Annotated in this window: 19 protein-coding genes and 1 other annotated feature; of the genes, 5 read left to right on the top strand and 14 right to left on the bottom strand. The window is 35.7% G+C overall.

Annotation, left to right across the window (positions count from 1 at the left end):
* Positions 1 to 80 precede the first annotated feature (80 nt).
* Complete coding sequence (locus SNE38_RS15410) at positions 81 to 725, bottom strand: MBL fold metallo-hydrolase (protein WP_191705026.1); 645 nt, start codon at positions 723 to 725, stop codon at positions 81 to 83.
* A gap of 172 nt (positions 726 to 897) precedes the next feature.
* On the opposite strand from SNE38_RS15410, the gene SNE38_RS15405 reads away from it, so the two are divergent.
* Positions 898 to 1,074 carry a DUF2759 domain-containing protein gene (locus SNE38_RS15405; protein WP_191705025.1) on the top strand — a complete coding sequence of 59 codons (177 nt, stop codon included), beginning with the start codon at positions 898 to 900 and terminating at the stop codon, positions 1,072 to 1,074.
* A 100-nt stretch (positions 1,075 to 1,174) separates the two neighbouring features.
* On the opposite strand, the gene SNE38_RS15400 is transcribed toward SNE38_RS15405, so the two are convergent.
* The 4 genes from SNE38_RS15400 to rpmG form a co-directional block, all read right to left on the bottom strand.
* Entirely contained in the window at positions 1,175 to 3,073 is a 1,899-nt protein-coding gene (locus SNE38_RS15400) for an LTA synthase family protein (RefSeq protein ID WP_191705024.1), read from the bottom strand.
* A gap of 317 nt (positions 3,074 to 3,390) precedes the next feature.
* Entirely contained in the window at positions 3,391 to 3,597 is a 207-nt protein-coding gene (locus tag SNE38_RS15395) for a YqgQ family protein (RefSeq protein WP_191705023.1), read from the bottom strand.
* An 18-nt stretch (positions 3,598 to 3,615) separates the two neighbouring features.
* The gene (locus SNE38_RS15390; RefSeq protein WP_191705022.1) at positions 3,616 to 4,179 is read right to left on the bottom strand and encodes a 5-formyltetrahydrofolate cyclo-ligase; all 564 of its coding nucleotides are present in this window, start codon (positions 4,177 to 4,179) and stop codon (positions 3,616 to 3,618) included.
* Positions 4,180 to 4,325: 146 nt separating this feature from the next.
* The gene (rpmG, locus tag SNE38_RS15385) at positions 4,326 to 4,475 is read right to left on the bottom strand and encodes a 50S ribosomal protein L33 (RefSeq protein ID WP_008408521.1); all 150 of its coding nucleotides are present in this window, start codon (positions 4,473 to 4,475) and stop codon (positions 4,326 to 4,328) included.
* A gap of 224 nt (positions 4,476 to 4,699) precedes the next feature.
* On the opposite strand from rpmG, the gene SNE38_RS15380 reads away from it, so the two are divergent.
* Genes SNE38_RS15380 through SNE38_RS15370 form a run of 3 tightly spaced genes read left to right on the top strand, consistent with a single transcriptional unit; the run spans position 4,700 to position 6,905 of the window.
* Positions 4,700 to 5,149: a hypothetical protein gene (locus SNE38_RS15380; RefSeq protein WP_191705021.1), complete on the top strand. Its 450-nt coding sequence runs from the start codon at positions 4,700 to 4,702 to the stop codon at positions 5,147 to 5,149.
* Complete coding sequence (locus SNE38_RS15375; RefSeq protein ID WP_336046826.1) at positions 5,146 to 5,646, top strand: hypothetical protein; 501 nt, start codon at positions 5,146 to 5,148, stop codon at positions 5,644 to 5,646. The genes SNE38_RS15380 and SNE38_RS15375 overlap by 4 nt, the downstream gene beginning before the upstream one ends.
* 53 nt (positions 5,647 to 5,699) lie before the next feature.
* Entirely contained in the window at positions 5,700 to 6,905 is a 1,206-nt protein-coding gene (locus tag SNE38_RS15370) for an MFS transporter (protein ID WP_191705019.1), read from the top strand.
* 18 nt (positions 6,906 to 6,923) lie between these two features.
* Here SNE38_RS15370 and SNE38_RS15365 read toward each other — a convergent pair whose 3' ends face one another.
* Positions 6,924 to 7,775, bottom strand: a complete 852-nt coding sequence (locus SNE38_RS15365; protein WP_191705018.1) for a DegV family protein — start codon at positions 7,773 to 7,775, stop codon at positions 6,924 to 6,926.
* Between the two features lie 239 nt (positions 7,776 to 8,014).
* Here SNE38_RS15365 and SNE38_RS15360 point away from each other — a divergent pair, with 239 nt between their 5' ends.
* Positions 8,015 to 8,485, top strand: coding sequence for a glutathione peroxidase (locus SNE38_RS15360; RefSeq protein WP_191705017.1), 471 nt, complete (start codon positions 8,015 to 8,017; stop codon positions 8,483 to 8,485).
* 346 nt (positions 8,486 to 8,831) lie between these two features.
* On the opposite strand, the gene SNE38_RS15355 is transcribed toward SNE38_RS15360, so the two are convergent.
* From SNE38_RS15355 to SNE38_RS15320, 8 genes are all read right to left on the bottom strand, one after another.
* A complete protein-coding gene (locus SNE38_RS15355) occupies positions 8,832 to 9,203 on the bottom strand; it encodes a DUF5071 domain-containing protein (protein WP_336046825.1) in 372 nt (123 codons plus the stop codon).
* Positions 9,200 to 9,781, bottom strand: a complete 582-nt coding sequence (locus SNE38_RS15350) for an anthranilate synthase component II (RefSeq protein WP_336046824.1) — start codon at positions 9,779 to 9,781, stop codon at positions 9,200 to 9,202. Before SNE38_RS15350 ends, SNE38_RS15355 begins: the two co-directional genes overlap by 4 nt.
* A complete protein-coding gene (trpE, locus tag SNE38_RS15345; RefSeq protein ID WP_336046823.1) occupies positions 9,778 to 11,166 on the bottom strand; it encodes an anthranilate synthase component I in 1,389 nt (462 codons plus the stop codon). The genes SNE38_RS15350 and trpE overlap by 4 nt, the downstream gene beginning before the upstream one ends.
* A 53-nt stretch (positions 11,167 to 11,219) precedes the next feature.
* Positions 11,220 to 11,421, bottom strand: a binding site (T-box leader).
* A gap of 50 nt (positions 11,422 to 11,471) precedes the next feature.
* The gene (locus tag SNE38_RS15340) at positions 11,472 to 12,836 is read right to left on the bottom strand and encodes a hypothetical protein (RefSeq protein WP_336046822.1); all 1,365 of its coding nucleotides are present in this window, start codon (positions 12,834 to 12,836) and stop codon (positions 11,472 to 11,474) included.
* Positions 12,833 to 13,474, bottom strand: coding sequence for an ATPase (locus tag SNE38_RS15335; RefSeq protein ID WP_191705012.1), 642 nt, complete (start codon positions 13,472 to 13,474; stop codon positions 12,833 to 12,835). The genes SNE38_RS15340 and SNE38_RS15335 overlap by 4 nt, the downstream gene beginning before the upstream one ends.
* A gap of 158 nt (positions 13,475 to 13,632) precedes the next feature.
* Positions 13,633 to 14,298, bottom strand: coding sequence for a tetratricopeptide repeat protein (locus SNE38_RS15330; protein ID WP_191705011.1), 666 nt, complete (start codon positions 14,296 to 14,298; stop codon positions 13,633 to 13,635).
* A gap of 57 nt (positions 14,299 to 14,355) precedes the next feature.
* On the bottom strand, positions 14,356 to 15,474 hold the full coding sequence (gene mnmA / locus SNE38_RS15325; protein ID WP_191705010.1) for a tRNA 2-thiouridine(34) synthase MnmA: 1,119 nt from the start codon (positions 15,472 to 15,474) through the stop codon (positions 14,356 to 14,358).
* Positions 15,475 to 15,533: 59 nt separating this feature from the next.
* Positions 15,534 to 16,679 (bottom strand): cysteine desulfurase family protein, encoded by a 1,146-nt coding sequence (locus tag SNE38_RS15320; protein ID WP_191705009.1) that lies wholly within the window; start codon positions 16,677 to 16,679, stop codon positions 15,534 to 15,536.
* Positions 16,680 to 16,684 lie beyond the last annotated feature (5 nt).

Raw genomic sequence — 16,684 nt, 5'->3', positions numbered from 1 at the left:
CATTAAAAAACGCCCGCTCTTAATTAAGAGCGGTCGTTTTTTTATTTTAAATTTAATTGCATTATATAAAGACCATACTTTTAAAATCCATTTAAAAATGGATTGGAATTCATTTCCGCCGCTGGAGTCGTATACTCTCCATGACCTGGATAGATAATTGTATCTTCCGGTAATGATAATAATTTATCATGTATCGACTTAAGTAAAATCTCCATTGAACCTCCGAGTAAATCCGTTCGACCGACGCTTTGTTCAAATAACGTATCCCCAACAATAGCAAAGCCATCTTCTTTAAAAATAAAAGATATACTACCTGGTGAATGCCCAGGTGTATGTATAACACCCATTGTAAATCCGCCAATTTCCAGCTCGCCTTCCTGACGAATAATATGCGCTTCATCAGGTTTCCCCACTTTATAATTTGGCAACTCCGCATACTTCCCTGAGCCGTTTTTCAGCGGATCAGCTAACCAATCCACTTCCCTTACGTGTACATATAGAGGAATACTATACGTTTCTCTTACGGCATCCACTGCACCGATATGATCAAAGTGTGTATGCGTCAATAAAATGGCTAATGGTTTCAATCCATTTTTACGAATCTCACCAATAATTCGTCCCGCTTCTTCACCAGGATCAAAAATAAGACATTCCTTCTTCTTATTACTTACAATATAACAATTTGTTTGTACTGGGCCTAAACTATACTTTCTTATATTTAACATCTCTATCACCTCAATTCTCATTATACATTTTTTCTTCTTCCTAGATAGTGAAAACTAACGTTCAAACAAACGTCATTTTTAGTTCTCGACAAACGAATTGGAAACCTTTACAATAAAAGAGGAATATTGTTGCGACATTTTTTGGAATGTCTTAAAGGAGTGTCAATTTATTATGAACTTATTAATGGTTATTTTTGGTTTAGTTGCAATTTTTGGCGTAGTTGGCATATTCCAATCAATCAAGGAAAAAAATCTTTTAGCTGTAGCATTCAATGCTTTAGCAGCAGGAGTATTTGGTTGGTTTGTTATCATGACAGTTTTAAATCAAGGTTATCCACCAACACACTAATTGCAAAAAAAGGAAAAGCGTATCGCTACTTTGGCGGTGCGTTTTTTTCATACAGATAAAAAAGCTGTTCTTGAATTTAATATTCAAGAACAGCTTTTTGTTATTTATAATCTTGATCTGTTAATAAATTACCTGTTTCCGAATCATAAAAGCGTAATAAATCGCCATTGATAATCTGATCGGAATATTCTAATTCCTGTGTAGCGCGGTCAATATATGGCTGACATTCATCGATTTCAATTGATTCACCTGAAGCACGGTCATAACAAACTTCCCCAGCGTAAACTACTTTATCCGTAATAAAACGGCCATCACGGAAAATAACGAAATCTTCATGTTCCTCTGAAAATAAATCTGCCCCAAGCTGCATATCTTTGGATGTCTCAATACCTAGAAGGTGCAATAATGTTGGACGAATATCCAGTTGCCCTGATACATTATCCATCACTTGTCCCTCATTGTCGCCCGGAATATGAATATATAATGGTACAGCCTGTAATAATGCGCTGTCATAAGGTGTGATTTCTTCTTTACCTAAATATTTCGCCATCGCCTTATTATGGTTTTCTGATATTCCGTAATGGTCACCATACATAACGATAATTGAGTTTTCATATAAGCCTTGTTCTTTTAGATCGTCGAAGAATTCCTTTACTGATTCATCCAAATAACGAACCGTTTGGAAGTAACGATTCAATGTACCGGAGTTAGAATCATATTCTGGAATCATCATATCTTCCGGATCCAGATAGAATGGATAATGGTTTGTTAATGTAATTAATCGGCTATAGAACGGCTGTGGCATTTCTTTCATCAATGCTGCTGATTGTTCAAAGAATGGAACATCCTTTAATCCCCAGTTTACAGATGTTTCTTCAGTTACTTCATATGATTCAATATCGTAAAATTTATTTATATTAAACGATTTATAAATCATATCACGGTTCCAGAATGATTTATTGTTCGCATGCATAACATTCGTGAAATAGCCATTCTCTCCTAAACGCTCTGCAAAGGAGTTATACGTATTTTCACCATGTGTAAAGAATACTGCTCCACGGCCTAGACCATATAACGAGTTTTCAAAGATAAACTCTGAATCGGATGTTTTTCCTAGTCCTGTCTGATGATAAAAATCACTAAAGTAGTACGTATCTTTATCTTGTGTTAATGAATTAAGGAAAGGTGTAATAACTTCCCCATTCATTTCATTATTAATAACAAAGGATTGCAATGATTCCAATGATATAGCAATGACATTGCGTCCTTCATACTTACCTAACATTTGGATATTAGGCTCTGCCTGATTAGCACGTATATAGTTATTCACTTCTACAAGCTCACTACCATCTGCTAAAGCACGTTGAGCAGATGATTTAGATTGCACATACACATCATATAGATGGTAATTATAAGTTCCGATATTTTTAACTAGCAGCTCACGATCAAACGCACGAGTTAATAGCTGTGGACGTTCTGTTTCTGCTAATCCCAAATTCAAAAATAATACTGCAGCTGTCATCACAAAATATGCTTTACGTGCATCTTTGCGAATTGGCTGGAATTGATCAGCTTTTGGCATTAGCTTCAGTACAGTTATTATAATCGCAACATCGATGAAATATAAAATATCCGTCCAATTGATAATTGCTGCCGCGGATGTTCCTAACTCTCCGAAATTGCTTGTTTGAAATAATACCGGCAATGTGACAAAATCATTATAAAAACGGTAGAAAGCTACGTTTCCATATAAAACGAATGCCAGTAATATACTACCGCCAACGATAAAACGATTTCGTGCCTTTGATGATTTTAAAAATAATGCCAATCCATAGAAAAATAACAAAAAGCTTAAAGGATTGATGATTAAAATTAATAATTGCATCGCATTCTCTATTTTCATATCAAAACTTGTTTCATAAACAATTACAGTTTTAATCCATGTTGCTATTACGGCAATCGCTAATATCGAATGTTTAGGCCATTTAAAATCTTTCATATCCTATACATCCTCTCTTTACATATTCAAATTTATTAAATATATTATTTTTATTTGTGTAAATCCCAAATTCCAAGTGAAACAAAATATATCTTAAAGCTTTTCAGTCTAATACGCAATAGTAATACTTTGAAAAAATACTGAAAATGCATTTTGAAAATTACACTATTATTTAGTACGTATTACAAACGAAAAGGTTTCGTAAAATATGAAAACAGCGGTTAATTTCCGCTGTTAAACTAAGGGTATAATTATCAGAACGTTTAAAACCCCTAGTTATAGCAGTCAAGTAAACGATACCTAGTATTATACAATAACTAATAATTATTTTCACGCTTAAGCCTTTGCTCTTCTTGACGTAAAATTAATAAAGCCATTTGAAAATCTTTAATATCCAGTACGTTTGTCTTATATAATTCCTTAATCTCATCTTCCATCAAATATAGATCACCAATACGATCCTTCGTATAAATGTAAATTCCGTATTGTTTCAGCAATCCAATTATATCCAACATTGACTTCATTTGTCGTTCCTCCAACATTTATGCACAAATTATGCGCTCTTTGTCTGTAAGTAGTATATGTACCGGAAGATCATGTGATTCTCTCGGCACTTCATTCAACAACTGTTCTTCAAAAGCAAGGGAAATGCGTTTTCCGTTATATCCAACCAAAAAGCGATCATAATAACCACCACCAAAACCGATGCGGTAGCCTTGACGATCAAATACTACACCTGGAACAACTATCACGTCTATTTCCTCTTTATCGACTAATTGTGTCAATTCCGGAATGGGTTCTAAAATATTTTTGTATGCCCGTTCCGTTTCAGCAAAGCTATCTATTTTATAAAACTGCATCGAACGATCTGCAGGATTGCATTTTGGAACGACAACCTTCTTATTTAATAACCAAAATTGCTCGATTATAAACGTTGTTTCTACTTCAGGTTGATTTGATAAAGTGATTGCGATGGTACTAGCGTTTTTAATGGAAGGTTCTTGTAATAACTGTCTGGCTAAATTCAATGAGCGCTCACGATATGTTTGATAAGTCATACGCTTCAAATTTTCCTGCACTTGTTTACGATAATCCCTTTTATCCACCAAATCTCCCTGCTTCCCTCATATAAAAGTTAACAGTTATTATCATAGATCAATTTTTAATCCATCCATCATAAAAACGTTCAACATTGTCCATGTTCAAGTAAAAAGCCAAAACCCACAAGTGGTTTTGGCTAACTGAGCGATTATTACTTTGTTTCACGGTGAAGAGTGTACTTCTTCTCGCGAGAGCAATATTTTTTAAGTTCAAGACGCTCTGGATTGTTACGCTTGTTCTTTTTTGAAATGTAGTTACGTTCGCCGCAGTCTGTGCAAGCTAAAGTAATGTTTACGCGCATCATTAACCCTCCCACTCTAAATTAAGAATAAATTTATTTGAGCATGATTTATACGACTTACCTATTATAACACACTCTCTCAAAAAATCTAGTATGATTTATTATTAAGTTTTACTATGTTAAAATAAAGTGAATCTGTAATGAGATGGCAAGTTTTTATACAAACAAGTGCCAGTTTCATTACATCTTTAATAAGATTAGTAAATTAAAACGGAGGAATATATATGGAACTTTCTTCGATATTAATGATTGTAGGAATTATCGTCATTATCTTATCGTTATTTTTAAAAGATAAGTCCGTACAGGTTGAAAAAGATGTAGAAGATTTATCTATTAATATTTATCAGGAAACTAATGCTTTAAAACGCCGGATTAAGCTATTGGAGGAGGAGTTACTGGTAGAACCGAATTTCCAGGTGAAGCAACCCGAAACCAACCAAACAGATGCTTTTACTTCTTTTCAGAAAGTGGCTGATCAAATGAAAACAGCCCAACACAATAGTACCCAATCGGGATTAAAATCTGAAAAAAATAATAAGCCCATTAACGGAATTTTAGTAAGCCAGGTTTTGGCATTAAACAATCAAGGTTTATCAATTGATGAAATCAGTAAGCTTTCCACTTTATCACATGCTCAAATCCAATCGATTTTGGCAAATGGAGGTAAACAATGAAATCCTCGTTGCGAGCATTTGGAATCGGTCTATTTGTTGCGGGTGCAAGCATCGCTGTAATTGATCTACCCTCTATTGAAACTGAATCCGAACAAAAAGATATAGCGCTATATGAACAGCAGTTAAAAGATTATGAAGATCAAATAACCTTGTTAACCGAGCAATTGGACAAACAAAATTCTAATTCAGAAGAAAAATCTAATAATGAAACACCTGAAAAAACGAATCGCTCAGAGGATTCCTCTTCTTTAAATGAAGAAACAGCGAATAATAAGCAAACTACAGAAGCGACGATTTATATATATGAAGATGTTTCCATTTATACAATCGGACAGCAGGCAGAAGATTTGGGTATTGTTACAAATGGACGCGAGCTCGAGTTGTATTTATCCAAACCGGATTACGCACGCTCCATTCAAAAAGGTGCCTTTGAATTGAACTCTGACATGACAATTGAACAAATTGCTAAAGTGTTAACAGGACAATCAATGGAATAGCGAATACGAAAAGCTGTCCTTGTGGTCAGCTATTCACGATTGATGGGGGTATTATGGAATACATAAAAAAGGGAACGAAAGCATTTACAATGACGAATATCGCTCTGTTTTCCGCGGGCTTTATTACTTTTGCAAATCTTTACGTTACACAGCCACTTCTGCCCCAGTTTTCAAAAGACTATAATGTTTCCCCGGCTATAGCAAGCTTGTCGCTCTCTGCAGCTACTTCTGCCCTTGCATTTAGCCTTATACTATTCAGCTCCTTATCCGAATCGTGGGGACGGAAAAAGTTGATGACAATCTCGATATTTGCGGCATCTTTCCTAACTTTCGCATTAGCTTTTGCACCTAATTTTGAAGCTATTCTTGTACTTCGAATTCTGCAAGGTTTTGTATTTGCAGGGGTTCCCGCAATTGCAATGGCATATTTAGGGGAAGAAATGGATCCATCAAGTTTTGGTGCTGCAATGGGACTTTACATAAGTGGAAATGCTGTTGGAGGACTATCCGGGCGAATCATTATTGGTACAATGTCTGATCTTTACAGTTGGCAAATAGGTATGATTGTTCTTGGTGTAATCAGCATTATTATAAGTTGTTATTTCGTCTGGGCACTTCCGGAATCGAAACATTTCAAGCCACGACCATTACAGTTTAAACTGTTATCAAAAACATTGCTTCAGCATATTAAAAACAAAAAACTTGTATTATTATTTGGGATTGGTTTCACATTAATGGGTAGCTTTGTCACTATGTACAACTATATTGGATTCAAATTAGTCGAGCCACCGTATCTTTTAAGCATGACAATTGTCAGTTGGCTTTTTATCGTATACCTAGTCGGGTCATGGAGCTCCGCTTGGTTTGGCAGCTTGTCCGATACATATGGACGTCAAAAGGTTTTATATAGCGGTATAATTATTATGCTGGCCGGGACCTTATTGACTTTTCCAGTAAATTTAACATTAAAAATTATGGGTCTTATCATTTTTACATTTGGTTTTTTCGGGTCCCATTCCATAGCAAGCAGTTGGGTAACTCAATTAGCAAAGACCGATAAGGCACAAGCCTCTTCCTTATACTTATTTGCCTATTATATGGGTTCCAGTATAGGAGGAACCATCGGAGGTTTGTTTTGGTCAAAATACGGCTGGACAGGTACGGTAACCTTTATGGCATCTTCCCTTTTAATGACATTGATTTTCGCTAGCTTAATTCATTATATTAATTTAAACTTCAAAAAAATGCAGGGCATCTGAATGATACCCTGCATTTTTCTATTCACGTACCCAAGTTAGACCTAAAGTCCCTTCACCCGCATGAACACCTACACATGCAGATAATGGTGTCGGAGTAAAAATAATTTTGGGAAACTGAACTTCTAGTTCCTTTTTCCACTCAATTGCTCCAGCAAGATTATTACAATGTATAACAGCCACTTCTTTTACCTGTGATTTTTGAATGGCGTGCTGTAGTTTTTCAATAACGGCTTTTTTCGCACGCTTATCGGCACGTACTTTTTGTGCAACCTCTACGCCGCCTTCTTTATTATATTCAATGACTAATTTAATATTTAATAAATTACTAAGAAACATAGCTGTCCCTGAAACTCTTCCACTTTTATTCAACTGTTCTAAGCTCGCTGGTATAAAGGCAAGTTCTGCATTTCCACGCATTGCTTCAATTTTCTCTACTATTTCTTCAGGTTCTAGGCCTTCTTTTTCCAGTTCCAATCCTAACTCCAGCATGTATTGCATTGGGTAGGACCCAATTTTTGCATCAATAACATAATTTCTAAAACCCGCTTGTGCAGCGGCCATTGGAGCACTTAATACTGTTCCCGATAATTGCTCGGATGTATGAATGGCAATTGCACAATCATAGCCTTCTTGTTTTAATTTTTCATATAGTGCTACATGTTCACCAAAAGCTGGTTGGGATGTTTTTGGATGTGCTTTTGCATTTTTTAATTTATCGTAAAATTCATCATGTGTCATATCAATTGTTTCGCGCAATGCGCCCTCTTCAAAAACAATATTCAATGCAAGCACGTGTATGTTATGCTTCTTTATAAAATCCGGTGATAATAATGCCGCTGTATCTGTAACCCATGCAATTTTTTTTGTCATTGTAAATCCCCTTGATGTATAAAATTATTTGCTCCACATAATGTAAGCGCAAACATAGTTCTCACACAGTGACAACTGTCACGTTTACATAATAAAATTCCTCATTCGACATTTTTTCGACAATAATTATATTTTAATTTTTCATTCTATTGGAATGGATTATTTTACATACAGGTATTTTTTCCGTACGATAATAATACAAAATATAATATTAGTAGGTTTTTAGGAGGAGAGTATTAATGAATATTTATGATATCCCGGTTAAAACAGAAAAAGGGGAACAATATGAATTAGACCGCTATAAAGGGCAGGTAATGATGATCGTCAATACAGCGAGCAAATGTGGCTTTACGAATCAATTTTCTGAACTCGAAGAACTTTATGAAAAGTATAAAGAAGAAGGATTTGTCGTACTTGGTTTCCCATCAGATCAATTTAAACAGGAATTATCTTCAAGTGAAGATGCTGCTGAATTTTGCCGTATGGACTATGGCGTAACTTTTCCAATGCATGAAATGATTAAAGTAAACGGCGCAGAGGCTCACCCATTGTTTAAACATTTATCTTCCGAGGCAAAAGGACTTTTAGGTCAATCGGTAAAATGGAATTTCACGAAGTTTTTAGTCGATCGGGATGGCAATGTCATTAAACGCTATGCCCCAAAGGATAATCCAATGAAGGCTGAAACTGATATTACAAAATTACTATAACGTTGACATATAAAGAGTAACTGCAGCCGAACATTTGAATTCGGCTGCATTTTTTTTAAAATTAAAATTTTTCCTCCTGTTGTATTTCTAGATATAATGGCATGATTACGAAAAACGTTACGAGTATAAAAAATACAATACATAGAATGGTTAATGGAATTGGTAAGCCAAAATAAGGAGAGAGGATTAAAATTGTCGAAGTTTGCATCGTTAATATCCTATTATTTAACGGTATTTTTAAGAGTAATACAGTTTTTATAGACGGATATAATTTAAAGTTGGACTCATTTTCTTTTCAATTTCCTCAAAAAAATAGCCTAACCAGATATCTGATTAGGCGAAATTTTTATGGTTCGAAACTTTGTAATGCCTCTTTAGCAGCTTCAATATTACTTTCATTAAATGGGTTTTCCTCCAGATCAGCAATTTTCTCCACTGCATCTGCCAATACAAGCTTCGAATAAAACGGTAGTTTCGGTACGATGCTTACTAAGCACCAGTAGATCCACATATCATCGTCTCCACGAAGAACCTCTTCAACAAGTGGAGTTATCTCATTTGGATAGTGAAGCAATAGTTCGACCATTGGCTCAGCTATCGGCCAGTTCATATCCTGAATCCATTCAAGCAGCTGTGGCAATATAGGGATGACAAATTCAGCATCTGCTTTTTTTAACTGTTCCACTGCCGCTAAATCATGTTTATCTTTTGGAATCATACACGGACCTCCACCTCTTTTAGAAATTCCCTAATTATCTCAGAACCAAGCTTTGTTCCAATAGACTCAGGGTGGAACTGTAAACCGTATACAGGGAACTTACAATGTTGAATCGCCATAATTTCCTTATCATCCGCGCTTATTGCAACAATCTCAAATTCCTCATGCAATGTCTCTTTTTCGATAATAAGTGAATGATAGCGCATCACTTCAATTTCTCTTTCAAAATGCTCAAACAAACCTTTTTTATCAAATCGAAGCTTACTCGTTTTGCCGTGCATTATATTTTTCGCCTGGCTCACTGTTGCCCCAAAAGCTTCCCCAATTGATTGGTGCCCTAAGCAAATACCTAAAATCGGAAACTCTGTGTATAGCTGTTGGATCATTTCTATTACAATACCCGCTTCCTTTGGCTCACCAGGACCTGGTGAAATAACAATGGCTTTCGGTTTCATTGAACGAATATCATTAACTGTTACAGTATCATTCCGAACAATCTTTACTTCTTCACCAAACTCTGCAATTTGATGATACAAATTATACGTAAACGAATCATAATTATCGATGAGTAAAATCATGAGCGCACCTCCAGCAATGCCTTTGCCTTATTTAACGTTTCTTCGTATTCTTTCTCCGGCACTGAGTCATACACTATACCGGCACCCGCCTGAACATAGGCTTTCCCATCTTTTACAATCATCGTCCGAATCGCAAGTGCTAAATCCATATTGCCTGAAGTGGATAAATAACCTATTGCCCCAGCATATATGCCGCGTTTGCGACGCTCCAAGTCATTAATAATCTGCATCGCTCGAATTTTCGGCGCTCCTGAAACAGTTCCAGCAGGCAGGCTTGATGCAAGAACATCGACTAAATGTGCATCATCTCGCAATTTGCCAGACACTTCCGACACGATGTGCATAACGAATTTATATTTTTCGATTTCCATATATTTCGTCACTTGCACCGTTCCGATTTGTGCAACGCGACCGACATCATTTCGTCCAAGATCGACTAACATTTTATGCTCGGCAATTTCCTTTTCATCCTGTAAAAGCGATGTCGCCAATGCTTCATCTTCTTGTGGTGTTTTCCCACGAGGTTTCGTTCCTGCAATCGGATTCGTCGTCACAATACCATCCTGAACTTTTACTAGGCTTTCAGGTGATGTTCCTAAAATCGTATAATCGTCAAAATCAATATAAAACATATAAGGAGATGGATTTGACGTACGTAATTTCCGATAAAGCGAAAATGGATTTTCACTATAATCCGCTTCAAAAGTTTGTGATAAAACAACTTGAAATATATCACCTTTACGTATATGTTCTTTCGCAGTTTCTACCATTTCGATAAAGCTGCCCTTTTTAATCGTTGGCGAAAATTTCACTTCAACAGGGTTATTAGGTATTAACTGTGTTGCTTTAGTAAGCATCTGTTCAATTACATCCACTTTCTGCTGCATTTGTTCAGCGGAATAGCCTTTTTCAAAAAGATCGAGTGCAACAATCGAAATTTGCTGCAATAAATGATCAATTACAATAAATGTTTCATAAAAATATACATGAACGTCTGGCATATTATAGTTGTCGCCTACAATTTCCCCTATATTTTCAAAGTGGAAGGCTGTTTCATAGCCGAAATAGCCAATTGCTCCACCGAAAAAGGCAAACGGAAATTGCTCATTACAAATCGGCAGTAATTCTTTTAACTTTGCCAGAACAGGGAGTTGCTCGGTTGCTAAAGGCTCGTCATGAATACGGAATGTGCTCGTTGTTGCATCACCTTTTAACTCCCCTACAGGATTAAATGCAATAAATGAATAGCGCCCATTATGTTTAAATTTAGCATTCGATTCAAATAATACTTTTTTTGTCCCCTGCACTGATTCATAAATAGAAATCGGTGTATACGTATCTCCATTTATTTGCTTTACTACATAACTTCTCATCTCAACTACCATGCTCATCTCTCCTCAACTCAACTAAAAATGCATACAAAAAGGCCCTTTCGTTATTAAAGGACGAAAGAGCCGTGGTGCCACCTTTATTGACTAAAAAAATTAGTCCACTCAAATCTCGTAACGTGAGAGCTACGGCACGACATTTCCTTCGTGCAGCTAGAAATTCCATTCATAAAGTGTGTTTACTAACTTCCACCGACCGTTAGCTCTCTAGAAAACGAAACTTTACTACTCTTCTTTCATCATTGCTTTTACTATACGTTATATTGTAAAGCTTAAATATATTTTTTTCAAACTATTTCGAATTAATTATAAATATAAAGTTGCCCGTGTGACTTTGCATAATACAGGCTTGCATCAGCATGAGCTGTTAATTGTTCATAAGAAGCTTGCTTTTCTGGCAATTGATTTGAATGTATAAAACCAAAATGTATCGGTACTTCCAAAATCCCCATTTTAGAATGTACTACTTTTGATTGTAGCTTCTCTTCTAACTCCATTAACAGTTCGAAAAATTCCGATTCTGATATACCCCTTATAAATGCCTCTCCTTCATTTTTGGATAGGACATTAACTTCTGCATTATGTTTAAAAATGAAGTGATAAACCGTTTCAAATAATGTAAACAACAACTGTTCTACGAATAACTTACCAAATAACTCTTCAATTTCATCCGTAATAAAACACCAATGGAAACAATACAGTGTTTCATTATTTTGAAGGGCATGTTCAACATGCTGTACGATTAGCTCTTTCGAAATGACATTTGGATACTTGATAGATAAGGTGGAAGCATCATCTTCAAATAAATCTGACAATACACTTTTAACATTATTTATATCCAACGGTTTTCGATGTGAATTTTTAATAATTTCTCTTAGCTCTTTTGTATATTGAAATTTTTCACCTAGATTAAAATTATTAATATATTCTTCTATATTTATTAAAAACATAATATTTTGTTGCTCTTTAAATCGAAGGTATGCATATTCAAAAAATATAACACTTTCCTCTAGTTGCCCTAAGTTTAATGTTAAGATTGCTTCTGCAAACGAAATCTTTGCATCATAAAATGTTTGTCTATCTTTTATAAGTTTTAAAAAAACCTGCTTTACTTCTTGAAATTCCTCATTGTTGCCCATTGTTGCAAAATAATAGAGCGCCCCTATATACCCTCTAACAATCGTGATATTTGATTCGCAAATGTTATTTTTATAAAACTTCGCCAAGCTCATTCCTATTCTTGCTTTTTCCAATTCCTTTTTATGGACTAATTGGGCAGCAATATTATAATAATTCACCACAATTAGGTCATGATACTTTAAAAAATGTGCATATTTGATTGATTTTTTTGTTGCTTCTACCGCTGCATCAAAGTCTCTAACAATAACTTGTAAAAGGCTATATAAATAATAAAAATACATTTTATTTTCATCTTTCCCATATGTTAAACATAACTTTTCATACTCTGTCATAACAACGTGGAAATTTTCATAGCTTCCGTTTTCATAGTAAGCAGAAGCTAGATACTGATAACAGATCAGTGCATCATCATACCGTTTTTCTTGGAGCGTAATAGGTAACGTAATTGTTCCAAATTGGATAACTTCCAAAAATTTCAGGTCTTTATACAAATTTTTTAAATGTTCTATTTGATTTGAAATAATCATGGAACACGTCCACCCCAATCATTTATTAGCCCGAACACCGCTTCATAAACTTTGCTTGCATCATCAATTGCTTTTTCGAAAGTCCAAGACAATGGTATTTCATATTTTTTATGTATTTCGTGCAATTCATTTACGACAGTATTCTGCAACATAGCTAATTTTTTGGGATAATTCTCATATTCAATATATTTCGAGTCAAAAAAGGGTCTTAAACTTTTATTGCTATATTTCTTTAGTGCATCAAAGTTTTCCTTAACTTCTTCTTTTATAGCCATTTTCTTAGAAATAAAATCATCTAACTCATTATAAATATAAATAGCACATAAAAATGCTAACCTTTCATTCTCATAAAGAGCAAGCTGTATATAACGTTTTATTGGTAAAGTTTTAATAATCCCTAATATTGAATTCCTATATGGATAGATCATTGTATTTTCCGGATTGGATATACGATTGATTTCTTCATTAGATATTGAATACCAAATATCCAATATCCAAATAGAACGTTGGTAAGATTCTTCAACAAATGGAAGTACAAGTGTAAATAAATCAAGTTCATCAATCATTTGTTGAAATTGATTTAACTTCTCATCCGAAATTAAAAACATACAGTCTGATTTATCTAATTTAGCTTGCATGTTATCACCTCAAACAATTGTCAGTTTAATCCATCATATCATAATGTTTTCATAATATATATTTCATTTCTTTATCATTATTAAGTCAAAAAAAGTGATGAATGAAAAATAATCTTCAATCACCACTCCTTTATATTTTTTATAGAAATAGACACTATTTAATTTGAACGTTGGCAAATCATATCATATAAATATTTCGCCTGTTCGAATTCTGGCTGTAATGTATAAGCTTGTTTTAAATGATATTTTGCTTTGTCTGTATCTGTCGTGGAAACTGCATATAATACACCCAAATTGTAGTGTGCATCTGCATTATTCCAATCCTCTTCAATTACAAACTCCAATTCTGGTTTTGCAAAATCGAACATTTCCATTGTACAAAGTAATATGCCGTAAGCTAAACGAATTTGCAGATCTTTTGGCGCAAGCTCTGCAGCACGCTGCATATATGGCAATGCCAATTTAAAATGTTGCTCACGCTCAAAGGATTTCGCCAACATATAATACGCATCTGCTCCTTCTATACCAAAATCAATCGACTTTTGATACAGTTTTGCAGCTTCCGTATAACGCTCTGCTTCATAATATAGATTTGCTAAGCCATAATATGCCGTGGCCGCTTTTTCATCAACCGTTATCGCTTTTTGGAAAAATCGTTCTGATCTTTCGATATCTCCCATAGCTGCAAGGAGTGTACCAAAATTCACATAACCTATTGCATCATTTGGATTTGATTCAATTGCTTGGGTAAAAGCTTGTGCAGCTTCTTCATAACGCTTCTCCTGAAATGCTTTAATTCCAATTTCATTATAGTTTGTATCCATTATTCCACCTCAAAACAAAAGTATAGACGCTCAATTATTATGAACGTCTACCGTAAATTACCCTACATATGTTAACTTTTCGCTATTTTTAAACACGCCATCGATTGTACCGCCACCTAGGCACTCTTCTCCATCATACAGAACAACAGCTTGTCCTGGTGTGATTGCTCGAACCGGCTCGGCAAATTCAATATAAGCTGTACCGTCTTCACGCATTGTTACGGTTACCGGTGAGTCTTCCTGACGATAGCGGAATTTAGCCGTGCAGTTAAATGTGCCCGTTTTCGCTTCCCCTGTAAAACTCATTTTTACGGCAGTCAATGCATCGGAATACAGTGCATCGTGATGGAAGCCTTGGCCAACATATAATACATTGCGTGTTAAATCTTTACCTACAACAAACCATGGTTCGCCGTCTCCGCCGATTCCAAGGCCGTGACGTTGACCTAATGTATAGTACATTAAACCATCGTGTGTACCTTTTACTTCACCATCAAATGTTTCCATATTGCCTGGCTGTGCAGGAAGGTATTGGCTTAAAAATTCTTTAAAATTACGTTCACCGATGAAACAGATACCTGTTGAATCTTTTTTCTTCGCTGTAGCTAAACCTGCTTCTTCCGCAATTTTACGAACTTCAGGCTTCGGTAAATGTCCGATTGGGAACATGACCTTTTCAAGCTGATCTGAAGTTAACTGATTCAGAAAATACGTTTGATCTTTATTATTATCAATGCCTCGAAGCATTTTCACACCGTTTTCGTCATGTGCTACACGTGCATAGTGGCCTGTCGCTAAATAATCCGCGCCAAGTGCCAGTGCGTGCTCCAAGAAGGCTTTAAATTTAATTTCTTTATTACACATAACATCCGGATTCGGTGTACGACCTGCTTTATATTCTTCCAGGAAGTACGTAAATACTTTGTCCCAATATTGTTTTTCAAAATTGACCGCATAATATGGAATGCCGATTTGGTTGCATACTGCGATTACATCATCATAATCTTCTGTCGCTGTACATACGCCAAATTCATCTGTATCATCCCAGTTTTTCATAAAAATACCGATTACATCATAGCCTTGTTGCTTTAATAAATAAGCGGCAACTGATGAATCTACTCCACCACTCATACCGACTACAACTCTGATTTGAGATGGATCTCTTGTTTCTACCATTTACTATTCACCTTTTCTTAGACAAATCGCGTAAAAGGCGCGAAGTCTTCCTTATATATTTACGAAGTTAGACGTTTCACAATTTCAGCAGTACGCTTACCTGCTTCTCGCACTAACTCATCTGTTAATCCTAACCCAAAACTGAAACGAATGGAACTACGAAGCTCAGGCGCATCTTGTCCAAACATTGCCACTAATACATGGGATGGATCGATCGAACCTGCTGTACATGCAGAACCACTCGATACAAGTACTCCAGCCATATCCAGATTGATTAAAAATGACTCTACATCTGTTCCTGGGAATGTCACGTTAAACACATGTGCCAACACGTCTGTTTGATGACCATTTATATGGAAATCGATATTTGCCACTCTGAACTGTTCAATTAAAATATTTTTAAAATTATTATATTTTTCTTTGCGCAGCTGAAGCTCTTCTTCGACTAAGTCTGCAGCCTTTGAAAATGCTACAACAGCCGGTACATTTTCCGTTCCTGCGCGTCGTTTTTTTTCTTGAGAACCACCGTGCAGTAAGCTTGAAACTTTTACACCTGTTTTTGCATATAAAAAACCGATGCCTTTTGGACCGTTTATTTTATGCGCAGAAACACTTAATAAATCAATATGAAGTGCTTCAACATCAATCTTCTCTAAGCCAAAAGCTTGGACGGCATCAGTATGGAATGTTGTTATATGGTTTTTTAAAACCTCTCCAATTTCAGCGATTGGCTGAATCGTACCAATTTCATTGTTGCCATACATAATCGTTACCAATATCGTATCTTCACGTAAAGCAGCCTTTACTTGATCTGCACTTACTCGGCCTGTGCGATCGACAGGTAAATAAGTCACCGTAAAGCCTTCTTTTTCAAGCTTTTCACATGCATGTAAAACGGCGTGGTGTTCAATTTGAGTGGTAATAATATGCTTCCCTTCATGTTGGCGGGCATAGGCAGTACCAAAAATAGCCATATTATCGGCTTCTGTACCTCCACTTGTGAAAATTATCTCAGACGATTTCGCGTTGATTTTTTGAGCCAAGCTTGTTCTCGCCTCATCCAGTGCTTTACGTGCACGGCGTCCTACTGTATGAATACTTGATGCATTTCCACTTTCCTCCGCCATTGCACGGGCCATCACCTCAATGACTTCAGGTGCTACTGGTGACGTGGCTGCATGATCGAGGTAAATTGTATTTTTCAAACTAA

This window comes from Solibacillus ferritrahens (assembly GCF_037027585.1).
In the GTDB taxonomy this organism is placed as follows: domain Bacteria; phylum Bacillota; class Bacilli; order Bacillales_A; family Planococcaceae; genus Solibacillus; species Solibacillus ferritrahens.
The sequence above is the reverse complement of the archived record's forward strand: the minus strand, read 5'-3'. Positions and strand labels throughout refer to the sequence as shown.

Bases quoted from the DNA above. Each gene is read 5' to 3' on its own strand.
- SNE38_RS15350 (WP_336046824.1), bottom strand. From the start codon at position 9,781: ATGATTTTACTCATCGATAATTATGATTCGTTTACGTATAATTTGTAT.
- SNE38_RS15400 (WP_191705024.1), bottom strand. From the start codon at position 3,073: ATGAAAGATTTTAAATGGCCTAAACATTCGATATTAGCGATTGCCGTA.
- SNE38_RS15335 (WP_191705012.1), bottom strand. From the start codon at position 13,474: ATGCAAGCTAAATTAGATAAATCAGACTGTATGTTTTTAATTTCGGAT.
- SNE38_RS15360 (WP_191705017.1), top strand. From the start codon at position 8,015: ATGAATATTTATGATATCCCGGTTAAAACAGAAAAAGGGGAACAATAT.
- mnmA (WP_191705010.1), bottom strand. From the start codon at position 15,474: ATGGTAGAAACAAGAGATCCATCTCAAATCAGAGTTGTAGTCGGTATG.
- SNE38_RS15405 (WP_191705025.1), top strand. From the start codon at position 898: ATGAACTTATTAATGGTTATTTTTGGTTTAGTTGCAATTTTTGGCGTA.
- SNE38_RS15410 (WP_191705026.1), bottom strand. From the start codon at position 725: ATGTTAAATATAAGAAAGTATAGTTTAGGCCCAGTACAAACAAATTGT.
- SNE38_RS15330 (WP_191705011.1), bottom strand. From the start codon at position 14,298: ATGGATACAAACTATAATGAAATTGGAATTAAAGCATTTCAGGAGAAG.
- SNE38_RS15395 (WP_191705023.1), bottom strand. From the start codon at position 3,597: ATGAAGTCAATGTTGGATATAATTGGATTGCTGAAACAATACGGAATT.
- SNE38_RS15370 (WP_191705019.1), top strand. From the start codon at position 5,700: ATGGAATACATAAAAAAGGGAACGAAAGCATTTACAATGACGAATATC.
- rpmG (WP_008408521.1), bottom strand. From the start codon at position 4,475: ATGCGCGTAAACATTACTTTAGCTTGCACAGACTGCGGCGAACGTAAC.
- SNE38_RS15375 (WP_336046826.1), top strand. From the start codon at position 5,146: ATGAAATCCTCGTTGCGAGCATTTGGAATCGGTCTATTTGTTGCGGGT.
- SNE38_RS15365 (WP_191705018.1), bottom strand. From the start codon at position 7,775: ATGACAAAAAAAATTGCATGGGTTACAGATACAGCGGCATTATTATCA.
- SNE38_RS15340 (WP_336046822.1), bottom strand. From the start codon at position 12,836: ATGATTATTTCAAATCAAATAGAACATTTAAAAAATTTGTATAAAGAC.
- SNE38_RS15355 (WP_336046825.1), bottom strand. From the start codon at position 9,203: ATGATTCCAAAAGATAAACATGATTTAGCGGCAGTGGAACAGTTAAAA.
- trpE (WP_336046823.1), bottom strand. From the start codon at position 11,166: ATGGTAGTTGAGATGAGAAGTTATGTAGTAAAGCAAATAAATGGAGAT.
- SNE38_RS15380 (WP_191705021.1), top strand. From the start codon at position 4,700: ATGGAACTTTCTTCGATATTAATGATTGTAGGAATTATCGTCATTATC.